Source organism: Nonomuraea sp. NPDC059023 (genome assembly GCF_042740095.1).
In the GTDB taxonomy this organism is placed as follows: Bacteria; Actinomycetota; Actinomycetes; order Streptosporangiales; family Streptosporangiaceae; genus Nonomuraea.
Map to the genome: position 1 here is coordinate 162,753 of NZ_JBHYIO010000011.1, position 19,743 is coordinate 182,495.

Sequence of the window (19,743 nt, forward strand, 5' to 3'; positions counted from 1 at the left end):
GCGCCCCGGTCGAAACCATTTAGGCTCTGGGGAATGTCCCGCCTGCCCACCGCGGTAGCCGCCGCCGTCACCGTGGCCGCGGGCCTGGGCGTACGCGCACTGTTCTCCGGCCCCTTCGCCAAGTACTCCGGCGACGCCCTCTACACCGTGCTGATCTACCTGGTGATCGTCTTCATCCGCCCGCACGTGCGCCCCTGGACCGCCGCCCTGCTGGCCTGCGGCGTGAGCTGGTCCATCGAGTTCACCCAGCTCGCCGGCATCCCCACCGCCCTGCGCCCACTCCTCGGCAGCACCTTCAACCCACCCGACCTCTTCTGGTACGCCACCGGCGCCACCCTGTCCGCGGCGGCCCACCACGTCATCCTCCGCCGCGCGCCTTCAGGGGGCGGGGCCGACGCGTGAGTGCCGGGCCATTGGTTGTACCAATCCGCCGCATTGCGCGACGCTAAGGCCGGTGTTCATGCGTACCTTATGGCGAATCCTGCTGGTGACCGCCGCACTCACCGGAGTCGCACTCGCACTCGTCGAACTACGCAATCCCTGGGTGACGTTCACGGTGCAGAGCAACACCGTGCTGGCCGCCTACTACCTGTGGCTCCTGGCCGCCCGTCGCGAAGGCGGTCCCTCCGTCCGCGGCGCCGTCACCCTGTATCTGGTCGTGACCGGAGTCGTCGCCTTCTTCGCCCTCCCCCTGCCCCAGTCCGCCCGCAACCTGCTGCTCCACTGGGTCACGCCGTTGATGGTCCTGGTCGACTGGACCGCCTTCACCCACACCCGCCGCCCCGGCTGGGCCGACCCGTTCAAGTGGCTGGCCTTCCCCCTGGGATACGCGGTACTGGTGTTACTCACCGCCCCGGGCCTACCGGTCAGAATGGCCCGCCGCCACCTGCACCTGACCGAGATCGGCTTGTTCGACTATGTGCTGGCGGGGCTGGGATTCAGCGCCGTGTTCCTCATCGCCGGGTACGCGCTGATCGCCCTCTCGCATATCTCCACAACACCCGGAAAGGGGGCTCAGAAAGGGAGAAATCATCATGCAGGGAAAGATGATCGCATTCCTCGCAGCCCCTGAAGGCGTGGAGCAGATCGAACTGCTCGACCCCTGGAAGGCCGTCAAACAAGCCGGCGGCACCCCGCGCCTGATCTCCACCGCCCCCGGCTCCATCCAGGGCTTCAACCACCTCGACAAGGGCGACGTCTTCGCCGTGGACGCCACCGTGGACGAGGTGAGCGCCGCCGACTTCGACGCCCTCGTACTCCCCGGCGGCGTGGCCAACCCCGACCTCCTGCGCACGGTCCCGCAGGCCGTCGACTTCGTCCGCGGCTTCTTCGACAGCGGCAAGCCGGTGGCGGCCATCTGCCACGCGCCCTGGACCCTCATCGAAGCCGACGTGGTCCAGAACCGCACCCTGACCTCCTGGCCCAGCCTGCGAACAGACCTGCGCAACGCCGGAGCCACCTGGGTCGACAAGGAGATCGTGGTGGACACCGACGCCCCGAGCACCCTGATCACCAGCCGCAAACCCGACGACCTCAAGGCGTTCTGCCACGCCCTGGTAGACACGATCACCTGACGCGGGCCGCCGTCACCCGCCCGGCCAGAGCCGCGACGTCAACCGGGCCCGTGGTGTCCACCCGATGCACAGGCCCGAGCGCGAGCGGTTCCGCCTGCCGTACCCAGTGACGCCAGAGCTCGTCGTCCACCCGGGAGTCAAGATGAATCGGGTGCCGCCCGGCACGCGCCCGATACCGCCGCAGGGCGAGATCCGCGGGAACGTCACACCACACCTCCTGCGAAACCGCCACCCCCGCCCGCCGCAACCCGTCCACGACCACCGGGCGAAGGTCCCGCAACCAAGGACTCTCCAGTACGGCACCGCCGCGTGCGTCGGCCAGCAGAGTCCAGAGGGTCTCGGCGGCGGCCATGCCGAGCCTGCGGCTCCACTCGGCCGGGGACGTGCCGGGCGGGGCGGCGCCGAGTACGTCGGCCAGCGTCTCCTTCACCCTGTCCTTGCTGAGAAGAGGCAGCGCGAGGGCGCCGGCCAGCGCTTGGGCCAGCGTGGTCTTGCCCGAGCCGGGCAGGCCGTTCACGAGGACGACGGGCATGCCCGGATGCTAGATCACCACCTCGCGCCCGAACCGCATATGTAAAAATCTCCAGCCATGGCGGACTTGTACGAACTGCTGGTGACAGCCGACCTCCCCGATGACCTCTCCGAAACCGAGGCGGCCGAACTCCGATGGCACCTCGGGCTTGGGCCGGAGCCGGAGGAGTTCACCATCGTGACCGACTTTCCCGCGGAGTTCGTTGACGACCCTGACGATCCCCGGGTCGCGGCGAGCGGGGAAGGGTACTGGGCTGCGGTACGGCTCCCGGCGCTGGCCCAGCGTGGGGCGGCCGCCAGAATCCGCGGGGTGCTCTTCTCGGCGCTAGAGCGTCGCGGTCCAGATGAGCGGCGGCCTGGGTGGGCGTTGACCTCACGCCAGGAGATCCACGCGGACGACTTCGACCTGGCGACACAATTCATCCGATGGCTTGACCGGAGGGTGCGCGAGTCGGCGTTCGATCTCTCCTTGCACATGCGTTTCTATGAGGACGATGTCCTCGAACCGGCCTTCCTCCGGAACGGCGAGCTCGTGACCCGGGGGACGGTGTCCATCTCCCCTGAACCCTGACATGGCCACCGGGTCCTGCGGCGGGGGCGGGTGACCTTGACCTGGTGCCCCAACGGGGCTGTCCCCGGGTATGCGCTTCGGGTTGTCCGTACCTCGGGGGTTGAGGTTGGGCTCGACCGGTAGCACGGCCTTGCCCCACTGCGCGGAACGCGCACCCAGTAGCGAGCTGGCCGGGTGGGCTCCAGCGGCCTGACCACCTAGCTGGGCAGCGGGTGGAGCCGGGGTGCGCGCCACCGCAAGACCTAGCCTGTCGGGTGGGCTCCAACCGCCTGACCACCAAGCTGGGCAACGGGCGGGGGCCGGGGAGAACGCGCGGAGCGAAGCGGAGCACCTCGCTTGTCGGGTGGGCTCCAACTGCCCAACCACCCAACCGGGCAACGGGCGGGAATCCCAGGAAGACAGCCCGAGCGAAGCGAGGCCCGACACGGGGTCGAGCCCCCGGCTCGACTGGAAGCACAGCCTTGCCCCCATCGCGCGAAGCGCGCACCGAAGCAAGACCGAGCTTGTCGGGTGGGGTCGAAATACCAAGAGGATCTCTTACTACCTTGAAACTCTCGTGTAACCGCTTGATCGGAGGAACGAATTGGTCTAGAGGTAGACCAAAGAACCCCCCGAGGAGACCACATGACTGTGGATGAGGATTCCAAACGACTCGCCGAGCTGGGTTACAAGCAGGAACTCGCACGAACCTGGAGCGGTTTCTCCAATTTCGCCATCTCCTTCTCGATCATCTCCATCCTCGCCGGCTGCTTCACCACCTTCTACCAAGCCTGGAACAACGGCGGCCCGGTCGCCATCTCCTGGGGCTGGCCCCTGATCTCGATTTTCATCCTGATCATCGGCTTCTGCATGTCCGAGCTCGTCTCCGCCTATCCGACGGCGGGCGGCATCTACTGGTGGGCGGCCAAGCTCGGCAAGCCCGTCCACGGCTGGTTCACCGGCTGGCTCAACCTGGTGGGCCTGATCGCGGTCACCGCCTCGGTCGACTACGGCTGCGCCACCTTCCTCGACCTCACGCTCACCCAGTTCTTTCCCAGCTGGGAACCCAGCCTGGCCAGGGTGTTCGGCTTCTTCGCGGTGATCCTCATTCTCCACGCGCTGATCAACATCTACAGCCACCGCCTGATCTCGGTGCTGCAGAACATCTCCGTCTGGTGGCACGTGGCGGGGGCCGCGGTCGTCGTCGGGCTTCTGGTGTTCCTGCCTCAGCAGCACCAGTCGGTCTCGTTCGTGTTCACCGAGACGATCAACAACTCCGGCTTCGGCGACGGGACGGGCGGCCTGCCGTTCTGGTTCTACGTGCTGCCGCTGGGCTTCCTGCTGACGCAGTACACGATCACCGGGTTCGACGCGTGCGCGCATGTCTCGGAGGAGACCCACGGCGCGGCCATGTCGGCGGCCAAGGGGCTGTGGAAGTCGATCTTCTACTCGGCGATCGGCGGCTGGATCGTGCTGCTGGCGTTCCTGTTCGCGGCCACGGACGTGAACGCGATCAACGAGAGCGGCGGCGCGGTGGCGACGATCTTCACGACCGCGCTCGACTGGGCTCCGGCGACGCTGATCCTGGCGATCTCGACGCTCGGCCAGTTCTTCTGCGGGATGAGCTGCGTGACCTCGATGTCGCGGATGACCTACGCGTTCTCGCGGGACGGCGCGGTGCCCGGCTGGCGGTTGTGGTCGCGCGTGAACGTCAACCGCACCCCGGTCAACGCCATCCTCGCCGGCTGCGGCGTGGCCCTGCTGATCACGCTCCCGGCCCTGTGGGCCCCTCCCGGTACGGCCGCGCCGGTGGCTTTCCTCGCGGTGGTGTCGATCGCGGTCATCGGCCTCTACCTGGCCTTCCTGATCCCGATCTGGCTGCGGCTGAAGCAGGGCGCCGCGTTCGTGCCGGGTCCGTGGACGCTGGGCTCGAAGTACAAGGTCCTGAACTGGATCGCCGTCATCGAGATCATCGTCATCTCGATCTACTTCATCATGCCGGTCTCGCCCAAGGGGGTTCCGGGCAACGCCGAGTTCACCTGGACGGCGGTCAACTACGCGCCGATCGCGGTGGGCGTGGTGCTGGCGGGCATCGCCCTGTGGTGGACGTTGTCGGCGAAGCGCTGGTTCACCGGGCCCCGCCGTACCGTGGACAAGATCCCCACTCCCTAAGCGGAGGCTTCGAAGGCGGTCGCGACGGTCTCGCGGACCTCGGTCATGGTGGCGGCGTCCAGTTCGCGCTTGACCGAGGTCATGTCGACGTCCGGCATGCCGCACGCCACCGCCCAGTGCCAGGGTTCGAGGTCGCCGTCGACGTTGAGGGCGAAGCCGTGGCTGGTGACGCCGCGGCTCTGCCGCATCCCGATCGATGCGATCTTGCGGCTGGTCTCGCTGGTCCAGACGCCGGTCAGGAGCTCGTGGCCGGGCGGGGTGTCGCGGCGCTCGGCGGGCAGGCCGAGCTTGCCCAGCGCCTCGACGAGGCGGAGCTCCACCTCGCGGACGTAGTCGACGATGCCCTCGTCCTCGCCGAGCTTGACGATGAGGTATCCGACGAGCTGGCCGGGGCCGTGGTAGGTCAGCTGGCCGCCACGGCCGGTCTCCACGACCGGCACCCCGCGGGCGGGGTCGGGCAGGTGCTCCAGTGGCGTGCGCCGCCCGACGGTGAAGACCATCGGGTGGCTCAGCAACCACAGCGTGTCGCGCCGCTCGTCTCTCTGCCGTTGACCGACCAGGTCGGTCATGCGGTCCATCGCCTGGTCGTAGCCGACGAGATCGTCCTGGATGAGCGTGAGCGGGCGCGACTTCATACTAGTGAGCGTAGCTCCGCGGGCCGTTGGGCAGGACGATCCAGAGAATGATGTAAAGCACCCACATGGGGCCGGGCAGCAGCGACAGCAGCAGCCACAGCGCCCGCACGACAGTGGGCGACCAGCCGAGCTTGTCCGCGATGCCGCCGCAGACGCCGGCCAGAATCCTGTGCTCCTTCGAGCGGTACATCTCGCTCCTCCGTTGGTTGCGAACTCACCTGGTAAAACGGACAACCAGGTGATTCGCGTTCCACTATGGACCCTGAGAAAACCCTGACAGGGTGAGCCATTCGGCGGCGAGGTCGAAATGTTGCCTGGTCAGTCCCCTTTTCGGGTCGACCTGGACGAGGAAGAAGTCGCCGACGTCCGGGTGGTCCCTGAGATAGTGCTCGTCGGCGGAGAACAGCAGGTCGTCGAACCACACGAACGGCCGCCCCCGCACGTACGCGGCCACGTGCGGCGTCTTGAACATCTCCCCCACCTCGCTGGGCCGATCCTGGGCCACCCGGATGACCGGCAAAGTGGGCAGCCCGAGGCGGGGGGCGATCCATTCGTTGGCGTGGTGTTCCCAGGTGGTCGCCCACACAAGTTCGGCGCCGGCCCGCACGGCCAGTTCGAGCAGCCAGGTGCCGTGCCGCGGGTTGAGGTGGACCGTGTAGGTCTCGCCTTCGAGCACGCACCGGTAGCGCCGGAAGTCCGCGGACGGCCGGCCGAGCGGGTTGAGCACGCCGTCGATGTCGACGAGCACCAGGGGTTTCATCCGACCTTGTATTCCTGGGGACTGACGCCGCGTACCCGTTTGAAGGCGGTGCTGAGGGCGAACGGGCTGCCGTAGCCGACCTTCCTGGCGACGGAGCCGATGGTGGCGCCGGGCTCGCGCAGCAGGTCGGCGGCGAGGGCGAGGCGCCAGTCGGTGAGGAACGCCATCGGCGGCTCGCCCACGAGTTCGGTGAAGCGCCTGGCCAGCGAGGCCCGCGAGACGCCGACCTCGGCGGCCAGGGAGGCGACGGTCCAGGGGTGGGCGGGGTTGTTGTGGAGCATGCGCATGGCCTTGCCGACGATCGGGTCGCTCTGGGCGCGGTACCAGGCGGGCGCCTCGTGGTCGGCGAACCAGGAGCGCAGCGTGGAGATCAGCAGTAGGTCGAGCAGCCGGTCGAGTACGGCTTCCTGGCCGGGTTCGTCGCGGACCATCTCGGCGCCGAGCAGGCCGATCAGCGGGCCGCCCGGGAGCACGAGGAGCTTCGGCAATGCCTCCAGCAGCCGCCTGCCGACCTCGGTCTCCATCGCGTACGTCCCGACGATCATGGTGGTGTCGCCGTCGGCGCTGTTTCCCCAGGTACGCACGCCCAGGTCCATGGACTGGTAGAGCGATTCGCCGTCCAGCGTGGTGCAGTGCTGGTCGGCCCCGATGATGATCTGGGGTGTGGTGTCCGGCTGGTCGGCCACGACGTACTCGTCCGGCCCGCGCACGATCGCCACCTCACCGGGGCTGATCCGGACGGGCGCGCCGCCCCGCGGCACCACCCACGCCTCCCCCTTGACCACCCCCACCACGGTGAGCGGCGCCTGGTCCTCCACCCGCATCGACCAGGGCGGATCCAGGAGGGCACGCAGCAGAAAGGCGCCCCGGGCACGCGGCCCGTCGAGGAGTGCGGCAAGCTGGTCCATGCTTGAGACGATCGCATATGGAATGGCGCGTTTCAACCATGTCCAGTCTCATTCGCGGCCGCTTAACTATGAGGCATGACGAACAACACGACACTGGTTCTCGGTTCCAACGGCAAGACCGGCCGCCGCGTGGTCGAGCGGCTTGAGGCGATGGGCCTCGACGTGCGCAGGGGCTCGCGCCCGGCGTTCGACTGGGAGGACGACTCCACCTGGGCGCCCATCGTCCGCGACGTCCACGCCGTCTACATCACCTACTACCCCGACCTCGCCTTCCCCGGCGCGCTCGACCGGATCCGCACCTTCACCGAGATCGCCGTCGCGGCGGGCGTGCGCAGGCTGGTCCTGCTGTCCGGCCGCAACGAGGAACTCGCCCAGGAGGCCGAGCAGGTCGTCCTCGGCGCCGGCGTCGAGGCGACGGTCGTGCGCTGCTCCTGGTTCATGCAGAACTTCGACGAGGGCTGGCTCCTGGACCCGGTGCTGAGCGGCACCATCGCGCTGCCCGCCGGCGAGGTCACCGAGCCCTTCGTCGACGTGGAGGACATCGCCGACGTCGCCGCCGCGGCGCTGACCCAGGACGGCCACGGCGGCAAGGTCTACGAGCTGACCGGCCCCCGCCTGATCAGCTTCGCCGAGGCCGCCGCCACGATCAGCGCCGCGACCGGGCGCGAGGTCGCCTACGTCTCGGTCACGCCGGAGGAGTTCGCCGCCGGCGCCATCGCGGCCGGCGTGCCCGAGGACGAGGCCCACGGTCTCAACGCGCTGTTCGCCGAGGTCCTCGACGGCCGTAACGAAAGCCTCGCCGACGGGGTACGGCAGGCCCTCGGCCGACCGGCCCGCGACTTCACCGAGTACGCCAAGCAGGCGGCTCAGGCGTGGAAGGTCTAGGGCCGGTCGTAGACCCCGGCCGACCAGCCCCCGGGCTGTACGCCCAGGTCGGCGGCGAGCGAGAGGGCGACGTCATAGCGGACGAGCTCGGCGGCGGCGTACCTGCCGTCGCAGAGCCCCTTCTCCTTGTCGACCAGCACGCAGTCCTTGAGCGGCCGGTCCACCACCGGAGCGCTGGCCGGGAACACCCAGACGCGCACGCTCGTGGCCTTCCCGGCCAGCTCGAACCGGGTTCCGTGGCCGGCGCACGGGGCCGTGGCCCCATCCCGGGCGGCCCCGTCCTTGAACGACAGGACCACCCAGGCGCCCGGTTCCTCGCACCGCACCACGACGGTGGCGGACTTGGGGGTGAGCTTCAGGTCGTAGCCGACGGCCGAGGTGTCGGAGTAGAGCCCGTCGGAGCGGTTCTTGCCGCCGAGAGTGGGGGAAGGCTCCCGCTCGACCGTCCGTGACGGCGTCCCCGAGGGGGTCGCGGCGGCCACCGGGGCCGGATCCGGGTCCGGGCTCTGCCCGGGGATCAGCAGGAACGCGACCAGCGCGGCGGCCCCCGCCAGCACCGCGCTCATCCCCCACCGGATCATCAGCATCCGGCGGCCCCGCCGTACGATCTGGGTCACGTCTGTCGGCCTTTCTGGTGCGGGTGCGGTGCGCTCGTCCAGCAGCGCCCGCAGGTCGTCCTCGGTGAACGTCATCGCGCCGCCTCCTCCGACCGGATGCCCGGATGTACGCGCAGCTTGGCCAGCGCCCTGCCGAGCTGCGTCTTCACGGTGCCGAGCGAACAACCCAGCACCTGGGCGCACTGCGGGAGCGTCAGTTCCTCGAAGTAGTGCAGGACGATCACCGCGCGCTGCCGCCCGGACAGCTCCCGGATCGCCGACCACACGGCGGCCTTCTCCTCCGCCTCGGCCGAGAAGTCGCCGCCCGGGATCTCGGGCAGCCGCTCGGTCGGCACCTCGCCCCGCCACCTCCGCCGCCACCAGGAGGCGTGGGTGTGGGTGAGGATGCGGTAGACGTACGGATCCGGGTCGCCGTCGATCCGCCGCCAGGCCGTCCACGCCTTGGCCAGGGCGGTCTGGACGAGGTCGTCCGCGGTGTCCCAGTCGCCGGTGAGCGCATAGGCGGTACGGCGCAGCCGCGCTGACCGCGTCATCACGTACTCGGCGAAAGTGTCCATCACCGGTACTACGGTCTGGACCACCCCAACCGGATGACCCCCGTTTCCAGAAATTTCCGGATCCATCCCTGCTCCCCATGAGCAACGCTGTCACCACCCAACCCCAACGACCGATAACCTCGCTTCGTCAAAGAGACGGGCGTGGGAGGGTATACGCGTGATCGGCTGGCTCGAAGCTGTTGTCCTGGGCCTGATCCAGGGCCTGACGGAGTTCCTCCCGATCTCCTCCAGCGCGCACATCCGCGTCGTCTCCGAACTCGTCGGCTGGCAGGACCCGGGCGCCGCCTTCACCGCGGTGATCCAGCTCGGCACCGAGACCGCGGTCCTGATCTACTTCCGCAAGGAACTCTGGCAGATCATCTCCACCTGGACCCGCTCCCTGTGGACCCCCGCGCTGCGGGCCGAGTTCCACGCCCGGATGGGCTGGTTCATCATCGTCGGCTCGCTCCCCATCGGCGCGCTCGGCCTGCTGTTCAAGACCGAGATCGAGACCGTCTTCCGCGACCTGCGCATCATCGCCACCACGCTCATCGTCTTCGCGATCATCCTGTGGTTCGCCGACCGCACCGCCCGCAACAAGCTCACGCTGGAGAAGCACCTCAGCTTCACCCACGCCATCGTGTACGGCTTCGCCCAGTCGCTCGCCCTGATCCCCGGCGTCTCCCGCTCCGGCGGCACCATCACCGCCGGCCTCCTGCTCGACTACCGGCGCGAGGACGCGGCCAAGTACTCCTTCCTGCTGGCCATCCCTGCGGTGCTGTCGTCCGGCCTGCTGGAACTGACCGAGATCGGCGAGGGCCAGGCGCCCGCGTGGGGCCCGACGATCCTGGCCACGATCATCTCGTTCGTGGTCGGCTACGCGGCCGTGGCCTGGTTCCTGCGCTACATCAGCACCCACCGCTTCACCGGCTTCGTCATCTACCGGATCGCGCTCGGGGCGTTCATCTTCCTGTGCATCGCGCTGGGCTGGATCTCGCCCATGCCCAGCTAGAACAGCTAGAGCGAGTAGCCCGGCGGGCGCACCGCCGGATGCGCGGTGGTCAGCTGGGCGGCGAGGCCGAGCAGGTGGGGTTCGCCGCCGGGTGGCGCGATGAGCTGCACGGCGATCGGCAGGCCCGTCGAGTGGGTGGCGATCGGCACCGACAGCGCCGGCCAGCCGCACATGTTCCACGGGCCCGTCGCCGGCGCGTACCTGGCGTTGGCCAGCACGTTGCTGAGCAGGCCCCGCTGTGCCCACCCGTCGGCGCGGGGCGGCACCGCGGCCAGCGTCGGGGTGATGAGCACGTCCGCGTCACCGAACCAGCGGTCGGCGCCGTAGCCACTCCAGCGTTCCCTGCCCTTCGTGCCGTCGAGCGAGAGCCTGGCCAGCACCCGCCCGGCCCGGCCGAGCGCGCGGCTGCGGCGCTCCAGGCGGCCGCGGTCCAGGCCGTCGGCGGCCTCGCCGGAGCGGACCAGCCAGGCGGCGATCGTGGCGGGTCCGAGCCAGGCGGGCAGGCGCTCCTCGTGCTCCACGATCGTGTGCCCGGCCACCCGCAGCGTCTCGGCCGCCGCCTCCACCGCCGCCCGGAACTCCCTGTCCATGGACAGGCCCGCGGGAAGCGGCTGCGGCGCGTAGGCCACGCGCAGGTCGAAGGGGCCGTTCGCGTCCGGCCGGATCGGACGGTGCTCCCAGGTCTGGTCGTCGCCGTCGTCGGCCCAGACCGAGCGGAGCATCGGGCGCGTCGGCTCCGTCCGCGAACCGGTCCGCCACGACTCGGCCAGGCCCGGGTCTGCGGCCAGCACCGACAACGCCAGCGACAGGTCGGCCACGCTCCACGCCAGCGGCCCGTTCTCGGTCAGGCCCCGCCAGTCGTTGACCGGCGGCGGGACCACGCCAGGACCCGGCTTCAACGCCAGCACCCCGCAGCAGGCCGCGGGGATGCGCAGGGAGCCCATGCCGTCGTTGCCGAGGGCGATCGGGACCATGCCGGCCGACACCGCGGCCGCGGCGCCGGAGGAGGAGCCGCCGGCCGTACGGGAGAGGTCCCAGGGGTTTCTGACGGTGCCGTAGGCGCTGTCGCCGAAGCCCACCAGGCCCAGCTCGGGCAGGTTGGTCAGGCCCACCACGACCGCGCCCGCCGCGCGCAGGCGGGCGACGGCGGGATGGTCCGCGCGCGCTGGGGCGTCGGACGTGGCGGCCGAGCCGTGGCGGCACGCCTCGCCCGCCACCTCCAGGTTGTCCTTGACCGCCACGGGCACCCCGGCCAGCGGCAGGTCGGCCAGGTCGCGGCGCTTGCGCACCGCCCGCGCCTCTTCGACCGCGCGCGCCCTGACCAGGCGGAAGGCCCCGAGCCGTGGATCGCGCTCGGCGATCACCTGGAGATGCTCCTCGACGACGATCTCCGGCGCGACGTCCCCATGCCGTACGGCTGCCGCGATCTCCACGGCGGACCTTCCTGCCCACAACATGCATAGAGTCTGCAGGTTTCTAGCGTTCGGTGCGAGGCTCCCGACCGGCTTCCTTCAAGGCCAGGCGCAACGCGAACTCGATTTGCCCGTTCACGCTACGCAGGTCGTCGGCCGCCCACTTGGCGATGGCGTCGTAGACGGCCGGATCCAGGCGCAGCAGGAGCTTCTTCTTGTCAGGCATAGAGGCTGCCGGCGTTCACCACCGGCTGGGTCGCGCGGTCGCCGCACAGCACGACCAGCAGGTTGGAGACCATCTGCGCCTTGCGCTCCTCGTCGAGGTCGACCACGCCCTCGGCGGCGAGCCGGTTCAGCGCGAGCTGGACCATCCCCACCGCGCCCTCGACGATGCGCGTCCGCGCCGCGACCACCTGGGCGGCCTGCTGGCGGACCAGCATGGCCTGGGCGATCTCGGGCGCGTAGGCCAGGTGGGTGATGCGCGCCTCCAGCACCTCGACCCCGGCCAGCTCGGTGCGCTCGCGCAACTCGGTGGTGAGCTCCTCGGCGACGGTGGTGCCGTCGCGCAGGCTGGTGCGGGCCTCCTCGTGCGAGTCGTACGGATGGGTGGTGGCCAGGTGGCGCACGGCGGCCTCCGACTGGATGGAGACGTACTCCTCGTAGTCGTCGACCGAGAACACGGCCCGCGCGGCGTCGGTGACCTTGTAGACGACGACGGCGGCGATCTCCACCGGGCTGCCGTCGGCGTCGTTCACCTTCAGCCTGGCCGTCTCGAAGTTGCGGACCCTGAGCGTGACCTTGCGCTTCGTGGTGAGCGGGAACACCCACTGCAGGCCGGTGTCGGTGACCGTGCCGACGTAACGGCCCATGAACTGCACGACATTGGCCTCGTTCGGGTTGATCACGGCGAACCCGGTGAGGATGAGCAGCACGACCAGCCCGAGGACGATCGCGAGCACCAGCCCGGACAGGCCGCTGTTGAGCAGGGTCAGCCCCGCCACCACGGCCAGCGCGATCGCCACGATCAGGACCAGGAACCCGTTGAGGCGGAAGGCACGTCGTTCCATCGCGACTCCTTGCTATCGAAGTGATATCACGATGATAGCCCACTAGGCTCGAACGCGTGACCGCTCCATCGCTTGCCGTCGCCCAGCGCTCACTGGGCGACCCCTCGATCGGCTATCCCCTCGTCCCCCCGCTCACCCGCGGCTGCCCCAAGACCAGCACCGACGCCCTGGCCTACCCGCTCGACGTCGACTACGACTACGACCGGGTGCCCGCCGGGCTGTTCGAGCAGGCGCCGCTGCCCGACATCGCGCGGTGGTCGCCGCTGCTGCCGCCGCTCCACGCGCCCACCCTGGGCGAGGGCGGCACCCCGCTGCTGGACCTCGGCGGCGGCGTTCACCTCAAGGACGAGTCCCGCAACCCCACCTGGTCGCACAAGGACCGGCTCAACCGCGTCACCGTCAGCGCCGCCCTCGCCGCCGGCGCCCCCGGCGTGGTCGTCGCCTCCTCCGGCAACCACGGCGCCTCGGCCGCCGCCTACGCCGCCCGCGCCGGGCTCAAGGCCGTCGTGCTCGCCTCCGCCGACTCGCCGCCCGCCGTGCAGTCGTTCGTGCGCGCGTACGGGGCGAAGGTCCTGACCGTGGACGCGGACAGACGCTGGCCGCTGCTGCGCGACATCGTCGACGAGCTCGGCTACCACCCGGTCAGCAACCAGACCGTCACCCACACCGGCCACCCCTACGGCCCCGAGGGCTACAAGACCATCGCCTACGAGCTGTTCGCGCAGCTCGGCCGGGTCCCGGCGGCGGTGTTCACGCCGACCGGCTACGGCGAGCTCCTCTACGGCGTCTGGAAGGGCTTCACCGAGCTGCGCCGCACGGGCGCGACGACGGACGTGCCGCTCATGTTCGCCGGCGAACCGGCCGCCGGCGCCCCGACCGCGCGGGCGCTGGCCGACGGCGAACCCGCCGCGATCGTCGAGGCTGGCCCTTCCGACGCCTACGCCATCCTGTGCGCGGTCGGCGGGCACCGCGGCGTGCGCGCGGTCCGCGACAGCGGCGGCCGGGCGGTGCCGCTGGGCGACGACGCGATGCGCGCCGCCCAGCGGGAGCTGGCCGACCGGGGCATCTGGCAGGAGCTCTCCGGCGCCGCGGGCCTGGCCGCCTTCCGCGCGCTTGGCCGTACCTTCGACGGGCCTGTGGTGTGCGTCGGGACGTCCAGCGGCTTCAAGGACCTCGGCGTGGGCGCCCGCCCGGCCGAGGTCCTCGCCGACCCCACCTGGCGCGACGCCCTCTAACGAACGTTTCTTAGCGGTACGGCGGGCCGCTACGAGCCCTCGCGCAGCCAGACGCGCAGCGGCCCGATCGCGGTGAACCCGTGGCGGGCCGCGGCCGCGACATCGCTCTCGTACCCGACGAGCGCCCGCCCGGGGAACAGCCGGGCGGCCATCGCGAGCACACCCGCCCAGGCCTCGTCCACGTCGCGACCGGCGGCGAACACGTTCGAGACGCCCACCACCCGCTCATCGCCGCTGAGCACCGCGCCGCAGACGATCTCGCCTTCGGCCCGGCCGGCCAGCACCCGGGCCCCGTCCAGGATCGCGGGCAGGAACAGCTCGTTGTCGTGCCCGCCGCTCCAGGCCCGCTCCCATGCGCGCAGGACGGCGGCGTCCTCGACACGCTCCCAGGTCACCTCGCCCGGCACGGCCACGTCCACGGGCGGCTCCCGGTGGATCCAGCTCGCCTCGAACAGCACCTCGAACCCGCCGTCCAGCTCCAGCGCTGCGAAGCTGTCCTTCACCGAGGCCCACGGGCCCGCGTCGATGCCGTCCAGCACGTCGGCGGCGGTGGCCGCGGGATCGAGGGTGACGGCGTCGGGGTAGTAGGGCGGCGTCCTGCGGTCGCTGCTCCACACCGCGGGGCCGAAGTGCCCGGTGATGCCGTGCGCCCGTGACATCAGGTCGCACCACTCGGCGTTGTTGCGCGCCGCCGCCAGCACCCTCTCGTCGGTCATTTCCCCATTATCCGGGCATTGGTGTGGCGTGTGGCCTTCGCCGTCAAAGGGTCCTCCGGCCAGGGATGTTTGGGATAGCGCCCGCGCAGCTCGGCCCGTACCGCCCGGTAGCCCTCACGCCAGAACGAGGCCAGGTCCGCCGTAACCGCCGCCGGCCGGCCCGCCGGGGACAGCAGGTGGATGAGCAGCGGCACTCCCGCGATCTTCGGGGCGTCGTCCCAGCCGAACAGCTCCTGCAGCTTGACCGCCAGCACCGGCTGCCCGCCCGAGTAGTCGACGCGGATCCGCGACCCGCTCGGCACCTCGATCCGCTCCGGGGCGACCTCCTCAAGCCGCCGGCTCCACGGAATCAGCCTGCGCAGCGCCGTGGCCACGTCGATGCGTTCCAGGTCGGAACGGCGGCGCGCCCGCGACAGCTCCGGCTCCAGCCACTGCTCGGCCAGGTCGGGCAGCGCGTCCATGTCCGGCCACGGGTCGCCGGCCGCCCGATGGCAGAAGGCCATGCGTTCGCGCAGGGCCACGGCCTCGGGGGTCCAGGTGAGCACGTCCTCGGTACGCAGGCCGTACAGCAGAGCCTCCCGCACCTCGGCGCCCCGCAGCGGCTTGGACCCCAGCTCGATCGCGCCCATCCGCTCGACCCGCCGCGCCACCACGTCACCGCGCCGCTCCCCGGGCGGCACCTTCCAGGCCACCTCGTCCTCGACCGTGACCTCGCAGGCCAGCCTGGCCGTGTCCGCGTCGATCACCACGGCCTGCCGGATCCGCGCGGTCGCCGACCCCGCCGGCCGGTCGGCCACCGCGATGGCCAGCCACTCGGCCTCTCCCAGCCGCGACCCCTCGCCGAGCTGCGCCTGCGTACCGGACGCCATGAGATAGGCCCCGCCCCTGCGCCGCGCCACCCGCTCGGGAAACGCCAGCGCCACCGTCACCCCGGCCACCGCGTCGACGGAGCCCCGCCGCCCGCCCGTCGCCGCGGCGGCGCGGGTCAGGCGTTCGACCTCCTTGCGCCAGCGGGGCAGCGCGCCGCGGCGGGCCGAGCGCCAGACCTCGGCCAGGTCGTCGGAGGCGTCCCTGGGGAGCTGGTCGGACAGCAGGGCGACCACCTCCGCGGCGCCCGGTCCCGCGTCCAGGAGCGCCCTGGCCAGGCGCGGGTGCACGCCCACCTGCGCCATCCGCCGCCCACGACCGGTCACCCGCGAGGTTCCGGATTCAAGGGCTCCAAGCGTTTCGAGGGTACGCGCGGCGGCGGACATCGCGGCCGGCGGCGGCGAGGTCAGGAGGCGCAGGCCGGTGGCGTCCGGAGTGCCCCAGCAGGCGGCCTGGAGAGCGAAACCGGTCAGGTCGGCCAGGGCGATCTCGGGTTGCGGGTGGTCGGGCAGGCGCTGGTGTTCGGCCTCGGTCCAGCAGCGGTAGACGGCGCCGGGCGCCTCACGGCCCGCCCGTCCCGCCCGCTGCACCGCCGCCGCCTTCGACGCGCGGACCGTGGTGAGCGAGCCGAGCCCCCTCGCGTGGTCGGTACGCGGCTCGCGGGCCAGCCCCGAGTCCACGACCACGCGTACCCCGGGCACGGTCAGGCTCGACTCGGCCACCGACGTGGCCAGCACGACCCGGCGGGCGGTGGCGGGGGCGAGCACGGCGTCCTGGACGTGGGCGGGGGCCTGGCCGTGTACCTGGAGCACCTGCACGTCCTCGTCGGCGAGCATCCTGGCGACCTTGCCGATCTCGGCGACGCCGGGCAGGAAGCACAGCACGTCGCCCTGCCGTTCGGCCAGCGCCCGCCGTACCGTCGAGGCGACGTGGGACAGCAGCGCGGGATCGACCCGCAGCCCGTGCGGCGGCGCGAGCGGGCGGGGCGGCGGCGCCCACACGGTCTCGACGGGGTGCAGGGCGCCGGTCGCGGCCACGATCGGCGCGTCTCCGAGCAGGCGGGCCAGGGGCGCGGCGTCGGCGGTCGCGGAGGTGGCCAGTAGGCGCAGGTCCGGGCGGAGCGTCTCGCGGACGTCGAGCAGGAAGGCGAGGGCGGTGTCGGCGTCGAGGTGGCGTTCGTGGCACTCGTCGAGGATGACGACGTCCACGCCGGGGAGTTCCTGGTCGCGCTGGAGGCGTTGCAGCAGCACGCCCGTCGTCACGACCTCGACCATGGGGTTGCGCCCGACCTTGCGCTCGCCCCTGATCGTGTAGCTGACACCCATCCTGTGCGCGGCCGCCCGTACGGCCAGCCGCCGCGGCTCGGCCACCAGCACCCGCAGCCCTTCCTCGGCCAGCGCGAGGGGAACCACCGTGGTCTTGCCGGTGCCGGGGGGCGCGGTGAGCACCGCACAGCCGTGCCGTCCGAGCACCCCCGACAACTCCCCCAACACCCCAGCAATCGGCAACCCACCCCCACCGGCGGCCAAAGACCCAGAACCATCCCCCACCCCCGCCGAGCCGCGTACGCCCGGCAACCCGGACGACACACCGGAGACCGGAGAGCCCGAGGCGTCCCCCGACCCAAGCGCCGCCGCGACAGGCAAGCCGGGTGCGCCCGACATCCCCGACGACAAACCGGTGGCCGGAGAGCCCGAGGCGTCCCCCGGCGCAGGTGTCGCCGACCCAGGTGTCCCGGGGGTGGGCAGGCCGGGTGTAGGCCCTGGCTCGGGCGGCGCGGCGCTCGTCGGTGGGGTGGGGTTGTGGGGTGGGGTGGGCACGGGTTCAGGCGGGGTGGGCGGCGGTGAGGATGGAGGAGATCAGGCCGGGGAAGCGGGCGTCGAGGTCGTCCCTGCGCAGGCTGAGCATGCGTTCACGACCGTTCAGCCGGGTCCTGGTGACGCCGGCCTCACGCAGCGCGCGGTAGTGGTGCGACAGCGTCGACTTGTGGATGTCGAGGTCGTCCCCGGCGCTGGAGCACGACAGCTCGCGGCCGTCGGCGAGCTTGACGACCAGTTCCAGCCGCACGGGATCCCCCAAAACCCTCAGCACCTCCGTGAGCTGGATGTCCTTGGCGTCCGGGTGCGGAAGCTGGCGCATGATGCCACTCTACTTCAGTTCCATTGTTTGACAACCATCCAACTATAAGCCAGCGTAGTGGGAGTGAATTCCAGGCTTTATCCACTTGCTGTGGGAAATTTCGCTGTTGGGACGGGCATGTTCGTCACGGCGGGACTTCTCCCTCCGATCTCCCGTGACCTGCACATCTCCGTGGCGGCGGCCGGGCAGTTGGCGACGGTGTTCGCGCTGGCCTACGCCATCCTCTCGCCCGTGCTGGCGGCGCTCACGGCCAGGGTGCCGCGCAAACGCCTGCTGGTGATCGCGCTCGCCGTCTTCATCCTGGGCAACGCCTTGACCGCCATCGCCCCCACCTACCCCTTGATCCTCGCCACGCGGGTGATCGCGGCGGCCGGGGCGGCCATGTTCACGCCGACGGCGTCCGGCGTCGCCAACGCGCTGACCTCGCCGGAACGCCGGGGCCGCGCGCTGGCGCTGGTGATGGGCGGGCTGAGCGTCTCCTCGGCGATCGGGGTGCCGCTCGGTACCTGGCTCGGCGGGGCCGGCGGCTGGCGTTCGACGATCTGGCTGGTGGTGGCGCTCGGCGTCGTGGGCCTGGTCGGCGTGGCCGTACTGGTGCCAGAAGTGGTGATCCCCTCCTCCGGACGGCTGCGCGACCGCTTCGCCCCGCTGGCCGACCGAGGCGTGGCGGCGGTGCTGATGACCCAGTTGCTGATGTTCTCCGCGGGATTCACCGCCTACACCTACATCGGTTCGCTCTTCGACCTGTCGCTCCCCGCGGTGTTGTGGGCGTGGGGGCTGGGCGGGATCATCGGCAATCAGCTCGGCGGCCGCCTCACCGACGCGTACGGCCCGCGCCGGATGGTCTTCCTGAGCCTCGTCGCCGCGACCGTCTTCCTCGCCCTGATCCCGGTCGCGAACCTGTCGCTGCCGATCGCCCTGGTCTGGGCCTTCCTGTGGGGAACGGTGGGCTGGCTGATGGCCCCCGCGCAGCAGTACCGGACGGTCGCCGCGGTCCCCGGCAGCGTGCCGATCGGACTGGGACTGCTCTCGTCGGCCCAGTACGCGGGCCTGTTCGTGGCGGGCCTCACGGGCGGCCTGGCCTTGGAGTGGTACGGCAGAGCCGGCGTGATCATCCTCTCCACCGGACTGGGCGTGGCAGCGGTGCTGTTCACCCTGGCCACCTACCGCCGCGCACCGGCGGCCGTGGCACCGGCGACTACCTGACCCAGAGCTGACCAGGCCCGCCCATCATCGCCCTGGCGTGCTCGACCAGCGCACGGGCCGCCGGCCCAGCGGGCTGGTCGGTACGCCAGGCCAGCCCCATCTGCCCCCGCATGGCGGGCTCCCGGATCTCCAGCACGTGCAGGTCGCGATGCCGCGAAGTGGCCGACCGCGGCAGGATCGCCACCCCCAGCCCGTGCCCGGCCAGCTTGGCGAGGAAGTACGGCTCACTGGCCTCGAACGCCACCCGGGGCCGGAAGCCCGCACCGGCACAGGCCGACTCGAGGATGGACCGCAACCCGGTCCCCGACGGCAGCGTGATCAACGTGTGGTCCCGCAGCTCCGAAACCGTGACGGAGTCCCGCCCGTCAAGCGGGTGCCCATGCCCGACCGCCGCCACGACGTCCTGGTCGATGACCACCTGGGTCTCCACCCCGGCGGGCAGCGGCGCCCCGAGCCCGAGCAGGGCCAGGTCCACCTGCCCGGCCGCCAGCGCCTCGGCGAGCGTGACCGGATCCATCTCGTTGAGCGTGATCTCCACAGCCGGATGCTTGGCGTGGAAGCCCGCCAGGAGCCCGGCCAGATCCAGCGCCCAGGGCGCGGTCACCACGGCCATGACCACCCTCCCCCGCAGCAGCCCGGTGAACTCGTCGACGACGTCACGCATCCCGGTCACCGCCCACAGCGCGGCCCGCGCGTAGGGCAGCACCGCCCGTCCCACCTCGGTCAGCGTCACGCTGCGCCCCGACCGGTCGAACAACGGCTGCCCCAGCTCCCGTTCCAACTGCTTGACCTGCGCGCTCACACCGGGCTGCGCCACGTGCAGCTTGGCCGCGGCCTTGGTGAAGCCGCCCTCCTCGACCACCGACACGAAGTACTCGAGCTGCCGCAGTTCCATAACTGTGGATTATAGCTACGAGCAGA

Annotated in this window: 23 protein-coding genes; 9 read left to right on the forward strand and 14 right to left on the reverse strand. The window is 71.0% G+C overall.

All coding sequences use genetic code 11. From position 1 onward, the window contains the following. Nucleotides 1-33: 33 nt before the first annotated feature. From ACFWYW_RS20670 to ACFWYW_RS20680, 3 genes are read left to right on the forward strand one after another with little or no spacing between them, the layout of a single operon-like run. Nucleotides 34-402, forward strand: a complete 369-nt coding sequence (locus ACFWYW_RS20670; RefSeq protein ID WP_379615217.1) for a DUF2809 domain-containing protein — start codon at nucleotides 34-36, stop codon at nucleotides 400-402. Nucleotides 403-460: 58 nt separating this feature from the next. Further along, the gene (locus ACFWYW_RS20675; RefSeq protein ID WP_379615219.1) at nucleotides 461-1,072 is read left to right on the forward strand and encodes a Pr6Pr family membrane protein; all 612 of its coding nucleotides are present in this window, start codon (nucleotides 461-463) and stop codon (nucleotides 1,070-1,072) included. Beyond that, nucleotides 1,047-1,574 (forward strand): type 1 glutamine amidotransferase domain-containing protein, encoded by a 528-nt coding sequence (locus tag ACFWYW_RS20680; protein WP_379615221.1) that lies wholly within the window; start codon nucleotides 1,047-1,049, stop codon nucleotides 1,572-1,574. The genes ACFWYW_RS20675 and ACFWYW_RS20680 overlap by 26 nt, the downstream gene beginning before the upstream one ends. On the opposite strand, the gene ACFWYW_RS20685 is transcribed toward ACFWYW_RS20680, so the two are convergent. Continuing rightward, entirely contained in the window at nucleotides 1,567-2,106 is a 540-nt protein-coding gene (locus tag ACFWYW_RS20685) for an AAA family ATPase (RefSeq protein ID WP_379615223.1), read from the reverse strand. The two genes, ACFWYW_RS20680 and ACFWYW_RS20685, sit on opposite strands and share 8 nt — an antisense overlap. 57 nt (nucleotides 2,107-2,163) lie before the next feature. Here ACFWYW_RS20685 and ACFWYW_RS20690 point away from each other — a divergent pair, with 57 nt between their 5' ends. Together ACFWYW_RS20690 and ACFWYW_RS20695 are read left to right on the forward strand one after the other, a co-directional pair. After that, complete coding sequence (locus tag ACFWYW_RS20690; protein ID WP_379615225.1) at nucleotides 2,164-2,676, forward strand: hypothetical protein; 513 nt, start codon at nucleotides 2,164-2,166, stop codon at nucleotides 2,674-2,676. Between the two features lie 624 nt (nucleotides 2,677-3,300). Further along, nucleotides 3,301-4,827 (forward strand): amino acid permease, encoded by a 1,527-nt coding sequence (locus ACFWYW_RS20695; protein ID WP_379615227.1) that lies wholly within the window; start codon nucleotides 3,301-3,303, stop codon nucleotides 4,825-4,827. On the opposite strand, the gene lipB is transcribed toward ACFWYW_RS20695, so the two are convergent. The 4 genes from lipB to ACFWYW_RS20715 form a co-directional block, all read right to left on the reverse strand. Beyond that, on the reverse strand, nucleotides 4,824-5,462 hold the full coding sequence (gene lipB / locus ACFWYW_RS20700; RefSeq protein WP_379615229.1) for a lipoyl(octanoyl) transferase LipB: 639 nt from the start codon (nucleotides 5,460-5,462) through the stop codon (nucleotides 4,824-4,826). The two genes, ACFWYW_RS20695 and lipB, sit on opposite strands and share 4 nt — an antisense overlap. Before the next feature lies 1 nt (nucleotide 5,463). Beyond that, entirely contained in the window at nucleotides 5,464-5,652 is a 189-nt protein-coding gene (locus ACFWYW_RS20705; RefSeq protein ID WP_379615231.1) for a PspC domain-containing protein, read from the reverse strand. A gap of 63 nt (nucleotides 5,653-5,715) precedes the next feature. Then, complete coding sequence (locus tag ACFWYW_RS20710) at nucleotides 5,716-6,222, reverse strand: HAD domain-containing protein (RefSeq protein ID WP_379615233.1); 507 nt, start codon at nucleotides 6,220-6,222, stop codon at nucleotides 5,716-5,718. Beyond that, nucleotides 6,219-7,130 carry an AraC family transcriptional regulator gene (locus tag ACFWYW_RS20715; protein WP_379615235.1) on the reverse strand — a complete coding sequence of 304 codons (912 nt, stop codon included), beginning with the start codon at nucleotides 7,128-7,130 and terminating at the stop codon, nucleotides 6,219-6,221. The genes ACFWYW_RS20710 and ACFWYW_RS20715 overlap by 4 nt, the downstream gene beginning before the upstream one ends. Before the next feature lie 75 nt (nucleotides 7,131-7,205). On the opposite strand from ACFWYW_RS20715, the gene ACFWYW_RS20720 reads away from it, so the two are divergent. Continuing rightward, nucleotides 7,206-8,015: an NmrA family transcriptional regulator gene (locus tag ACFWYW_RS20720; RefSeq protein WP_379615237.1), complete on the forward strand. Its 810-nt coding sequence runs from the start codon at nucleotides 7,206-7,208 to the stop codon at nucleotides 8,013-8,015. Here the strand turns inward: ACFWYW_RS20720 and ACFWYW_RS20725 are convergent. After that, nucleotides 8,012-8,707 (reverse strand): hypothetical protein, encoded by a 696-nt coding sequence (locus ACFWYW_RS20725; RefSeq protein WP_379615239.1) that lies wholly within the window; start codon nucleotides 8,705-8,707, stop codon nucleotides 8,012-8,014. The genes ACFWYW_RS20720 and ACFWYW_RS20725 overlap by 4 nt on opposite strands. After that, nucleotides 8,704-9,189, reverse strand: a complete 486-nt coding sequence (locus ACFWYW_RS20730) for a SigE family RNA polymerase sigma factor (RefSeq protein WP_379615451.1) — start codon at nucleotides 9,187-9,189, stop codon at nucleotides 8,704-8,706. Before ACFWYW_RS20730 ends, ACFWYW_RS20725 begins: the two co-directional genes overlap by 4 nt. A gap of 157 nt (nucleotides 9,190-9,346) precedes the next feature. Between ACFWYW_RS20730 and ACFWYW_RS20735 the strand changes: the two genes are divergently transcribed. Beyond that, nucleotides 9,347-10,180, forward strand: a complete 834-nt coding sequence (locus ACFWYW_RS20735; protein ID WP_379615241.1) for an undecaprenyl-diphosphate phosphatase — start codon at nucleotides 9,347-9,349, stop codon at nucleotides 10,178-10,180. Nucleotides 10,181-10,185: 5 nt separating this feature from the next. Here the strand turns inward: ACFWYW_RS20735 and ACFWYW_RS20740 are convergent, their stop codons facing one another. Genes ACFWYW_RS20740 through ACFWYW_RS20750 form a run of 3 tightly spaced genes read right to left on the reverse strand, consistent with a single transcriptional unit; the run spans nucleotide 10,186 to nucleotide 12,659 of the window. Then, on the reverse strand, nucleotides 10,186-11,613 hold the full coding sequence (locus tag ACFWYW_RS20740; protein ID WP_379615243.1) for an amidase: 1,428 nt from the start codon (nucleotides 11,611-11,613) through the stop codon (nucleotides 10,186-10,188). A gap of 43 nt (nucleotides 11,614-11,656) precedes the next feature. Then, nucleotides 11,657-11,818 (reverse strand): hypothetical protein, encoded by a 162-nt coding sequence (locus ACFWYW_RS20745; RefSeq protein WP_184958437.1) that lies wholly within the window; start codon nucleotides 11,816-11,818, stop codon nucleotides 11,657-11,659. Next, nucleotides 11,811-12,659, reverse strand: a complete 849-nt coding sequence (locus ACFWYW_RS20750) for an SPFH domain-containing protein (RefSeq protein WP_379615245.1) — start codon at nucleotides 12,657-12,659, stop codon at nucleotides 11,811-11,813. The genes ACFWYW_RS20745 and ACFWYW_RS20750 overlap by 8 nt, the downstream gene beginning before the upstream one ends. A gap of 56 nt (nucleotides 12,660-12,715) precedes the next feature. Between ACFWYW_RS20750 and ACFWYW_RS20755 the strand changes: the two genes are divergently transcribed. Continuing rightward, entirely contained in the window at nucleotides 12,716-13,894 is a 1,179-nt protein-coding gene (locus tag ACFWYW_RS20755) for a pyridoxal-phosphate dependent enzyme (protein WP_379630376.1), read from the forward strand. Nucleotides 13,895-13,923: 29 nt separating this feature from the next. Here the strand turns inward: ACFWYW_RS20755 and ACFWYW_RS20760 are convergent, their stop codons facing one another. From ACFWYW_RS20760 to ACFWYW_RS20770, 3 genes are all read right to left on the reverse strand, one after another. Beyond that, entirely contained in the window at nucleotides 13,924-14,610 is a 687-nt protein-coding gene (locus ACFWYW_RS20760; RefSeq protein ID WP_379615249.1) for a hypothetical protein, read from the reverse strand. Then, the gene (gene hrpB, locus ACFWYW_RS20765) at nucleotides 14,607-17,066 is read right to left on the reverse strand and encodes an ATP-dependent helicase HrpB (RefSeq protein WP_379615251.1); all 2,460 of its coding nucleotides are present in this window, start codon (nucleotides 17,064-17,066) and stop codon (nucleotides 14,607-14,609) included. Before hrpB ends, ACFWYW_RS20760 begins: the two co-directional genes overlap by 4 nt. A gap of 235 nt (nucleotides 17,067-17,301) precedes the next feature. Next, the gene (locus ACFWYW_RS20770; RefSeq protein ID WP_379615253.1) at nucleotides 17,302-17,616 is read right to left on the reverse strand and encodes an ArsR/SmtB family transcription factor; all 315 of its coding nucleotides are present in this window, start codon (nucleotides 17,614-17,616) and stop codon (nucleotides 17,302-17,304) included. A 90-nt stretch (nucleotides 17,617-17,706) separates the two neighbouring features. Between ACFWYW_RS20770 and ACFWYW_RS20775 the strand changes: the two genes are divergently transcribed. Further along, nucleotides 17,707-18,822 carry an MFS transporter gene (locus tag ACFWYW_RS20775; RefSeq protein ID WP_379615255.1) on the forward strand — a complete coding sequence of 372 codons (1,116 nt, stop codon included), beginning with the start codon at nucleotides 17,707-17,709 and terminating at the stop codon, nucleotides 18,820-18,822. Here ACFWYW_RS20775 and ACFWYW_RS20780 read toward each other — a convergent pair. Next, nucleotides 18,815-19,717: a LysR family transcriptional regulator gene (locus ACFWYW_RS20780; protein WP_379615257.1), complete on the reverse strand. Its 903-nt coding sequence runs from the start codon at nucleotides 19,715-19,717 to the stop codon at nucleotides 18,815-18,817. The genes ACFWYW_RS20775 and ACFWYW_RS20780 overlap by 8 nt on opposite strands. Between the last annotated feature and the right edge of the window lie 26 nt (nucleotides 19,718-19,743).

What these genes read in the sequence shown, in the direction of transcription:
- ACFWYW_RS20670 (WP_379615217.1), top strand. Translation starts at nt 34, where the DNA reads ATGTCCCGCCTGCCCACCGCGGTAGCCGCCGCCGTCACCGTGGCCGCG.
- ACFWYW_RS20675 (WP_379615219.1), top strand. Translation starts at nt 461, where the DNA reads ATGCGTACCTTATGGCGAATCCTGCTGGTGACCGCCGCACTCACCGGA.
- ACFWYW_RS20680 (WP_379615221.1), top strand. Translation starts at nt 1,047, where the DNA reads ATGATCGCATTCCTCGCAGCCCCTGAAGGCGTGGAGCAGATCGAACTG.
- ACFWYW_RS20685 (WP_379615223.1), bottom strand. Translation starts at nt 2,106, where the DNA reads ATGCCCGTCGTCCTCGTGAACGGCCTGCCCGGCTCGGGCAAGACCACG.
- ACFWYW_RS20690 (WP_379615225.1), top strand. Translation starts at nt 2,164, where the DNA reads ATGGCGGACTTGTACGAACTGCTGGTGACAGCCGACCTCCCCGATGAC.
- ACFWYW_RS20695 (WP_379615227.1), top strand. Translation starts at nt 3,301, where the DNA reads ATGACTGTGGATGAGGATTCCAAACGACTCGCCGAGCTGGGTTACAAG.
- lipB (WP_379615229.1), bottom strand. Translation starts at nt 5,462, where the DNA reads ATGAAGTCGCGCCCGCTCACGCTCATCCAGGACGATCTCGTCGGCTAC.
- ACFWYW_RS20705 (WP_379615231.1), bottom strand. Translation starts at nt 5,652, where the DNA reads ATGTACCGCTCGAAGGAGCACAGGATTCTGGCCGGCGTCTGCGGCGGC.
- ACFWYW_RS20710 (WP_379615233.1), bottom strand. Translation starts at nt 6,222, where the DNA reads ATGAAACCCCTGGTGCTCGTCGACATCGACGGCGTGCTCAACCCGCTC.
- ACFWYW_RS20715 (WP_379615235.1), bottom strand. Translation starts at nt 7,130, where the DNA reads ATGGACCAGCTTGCCGCACTCCTCGACGGGCCGCGTGCCCGGGGCGCC.
- ACFWYW_RS20720 (WP_379615237.1), top strand. Translation starts at nt 7,206, where the DNA reads ATGACGAACAACACGACACTGGTTCTCGGTTCCAACGGCAAGACCGGC.
- ACFWYW_RS20725 (WP_379615239.1), bottom strand. Translation starts at nt 8,707, where the DNA reads ATGACGTTCACCGAGGACGACCTGCGGGCGCTGCTGGACGAGCGCACC.
- ACFWYW_RS20730 (WP_379615451.1), bottom strand. Translation starts at nt 9,189, where the DNA reads ATGGACACTTTCGCCGAGTACGTGATGACGCGGTCAGCGCGGCTGCGC.
- ACFWYW_RS20745 (WP_184958437.1), bottom strand. Translation starts at nt 11,818, where the DNA reads ATGCCTGACAAGAAGAAGCTCCTGCTGCGCCTGGATCCGGCCGTCTAC.
- ACFWYW_RS20750 (WP_379615245.1), bottom strand. Translation starts at nt 12,659, where the DNA reads ATGGAACGACGTGCCTTCCGCCTCAACGGGTTCCTGGTCCTGATCGTG.
- ACFWYW_RS20760 (WP_379615249.1), bottom strand. Translation starts at nt 14,610, where the DNA reads ATGACCGACGAGAGGGTGCTGGCGGCGGCGCGCAACAACGCCGAGTGG.
- ACFWYW_RS20770 (WP_379615253.1), bottom strand. Translation starts at nt 17,616, where the DNA reads ATGCGCCAGCTTCCGCACCCGGACGCCAAGGACATCCAGCTCACGGAG.
- ACFWYW_RS20780 (WP_379615257.1), bottom strand. Translation starts at nt 19,717, where the DNA reads ATGGAACTGCGGCAGCTCGAGTACTTCGTGTCGGTGGTCGAGGAGGGC.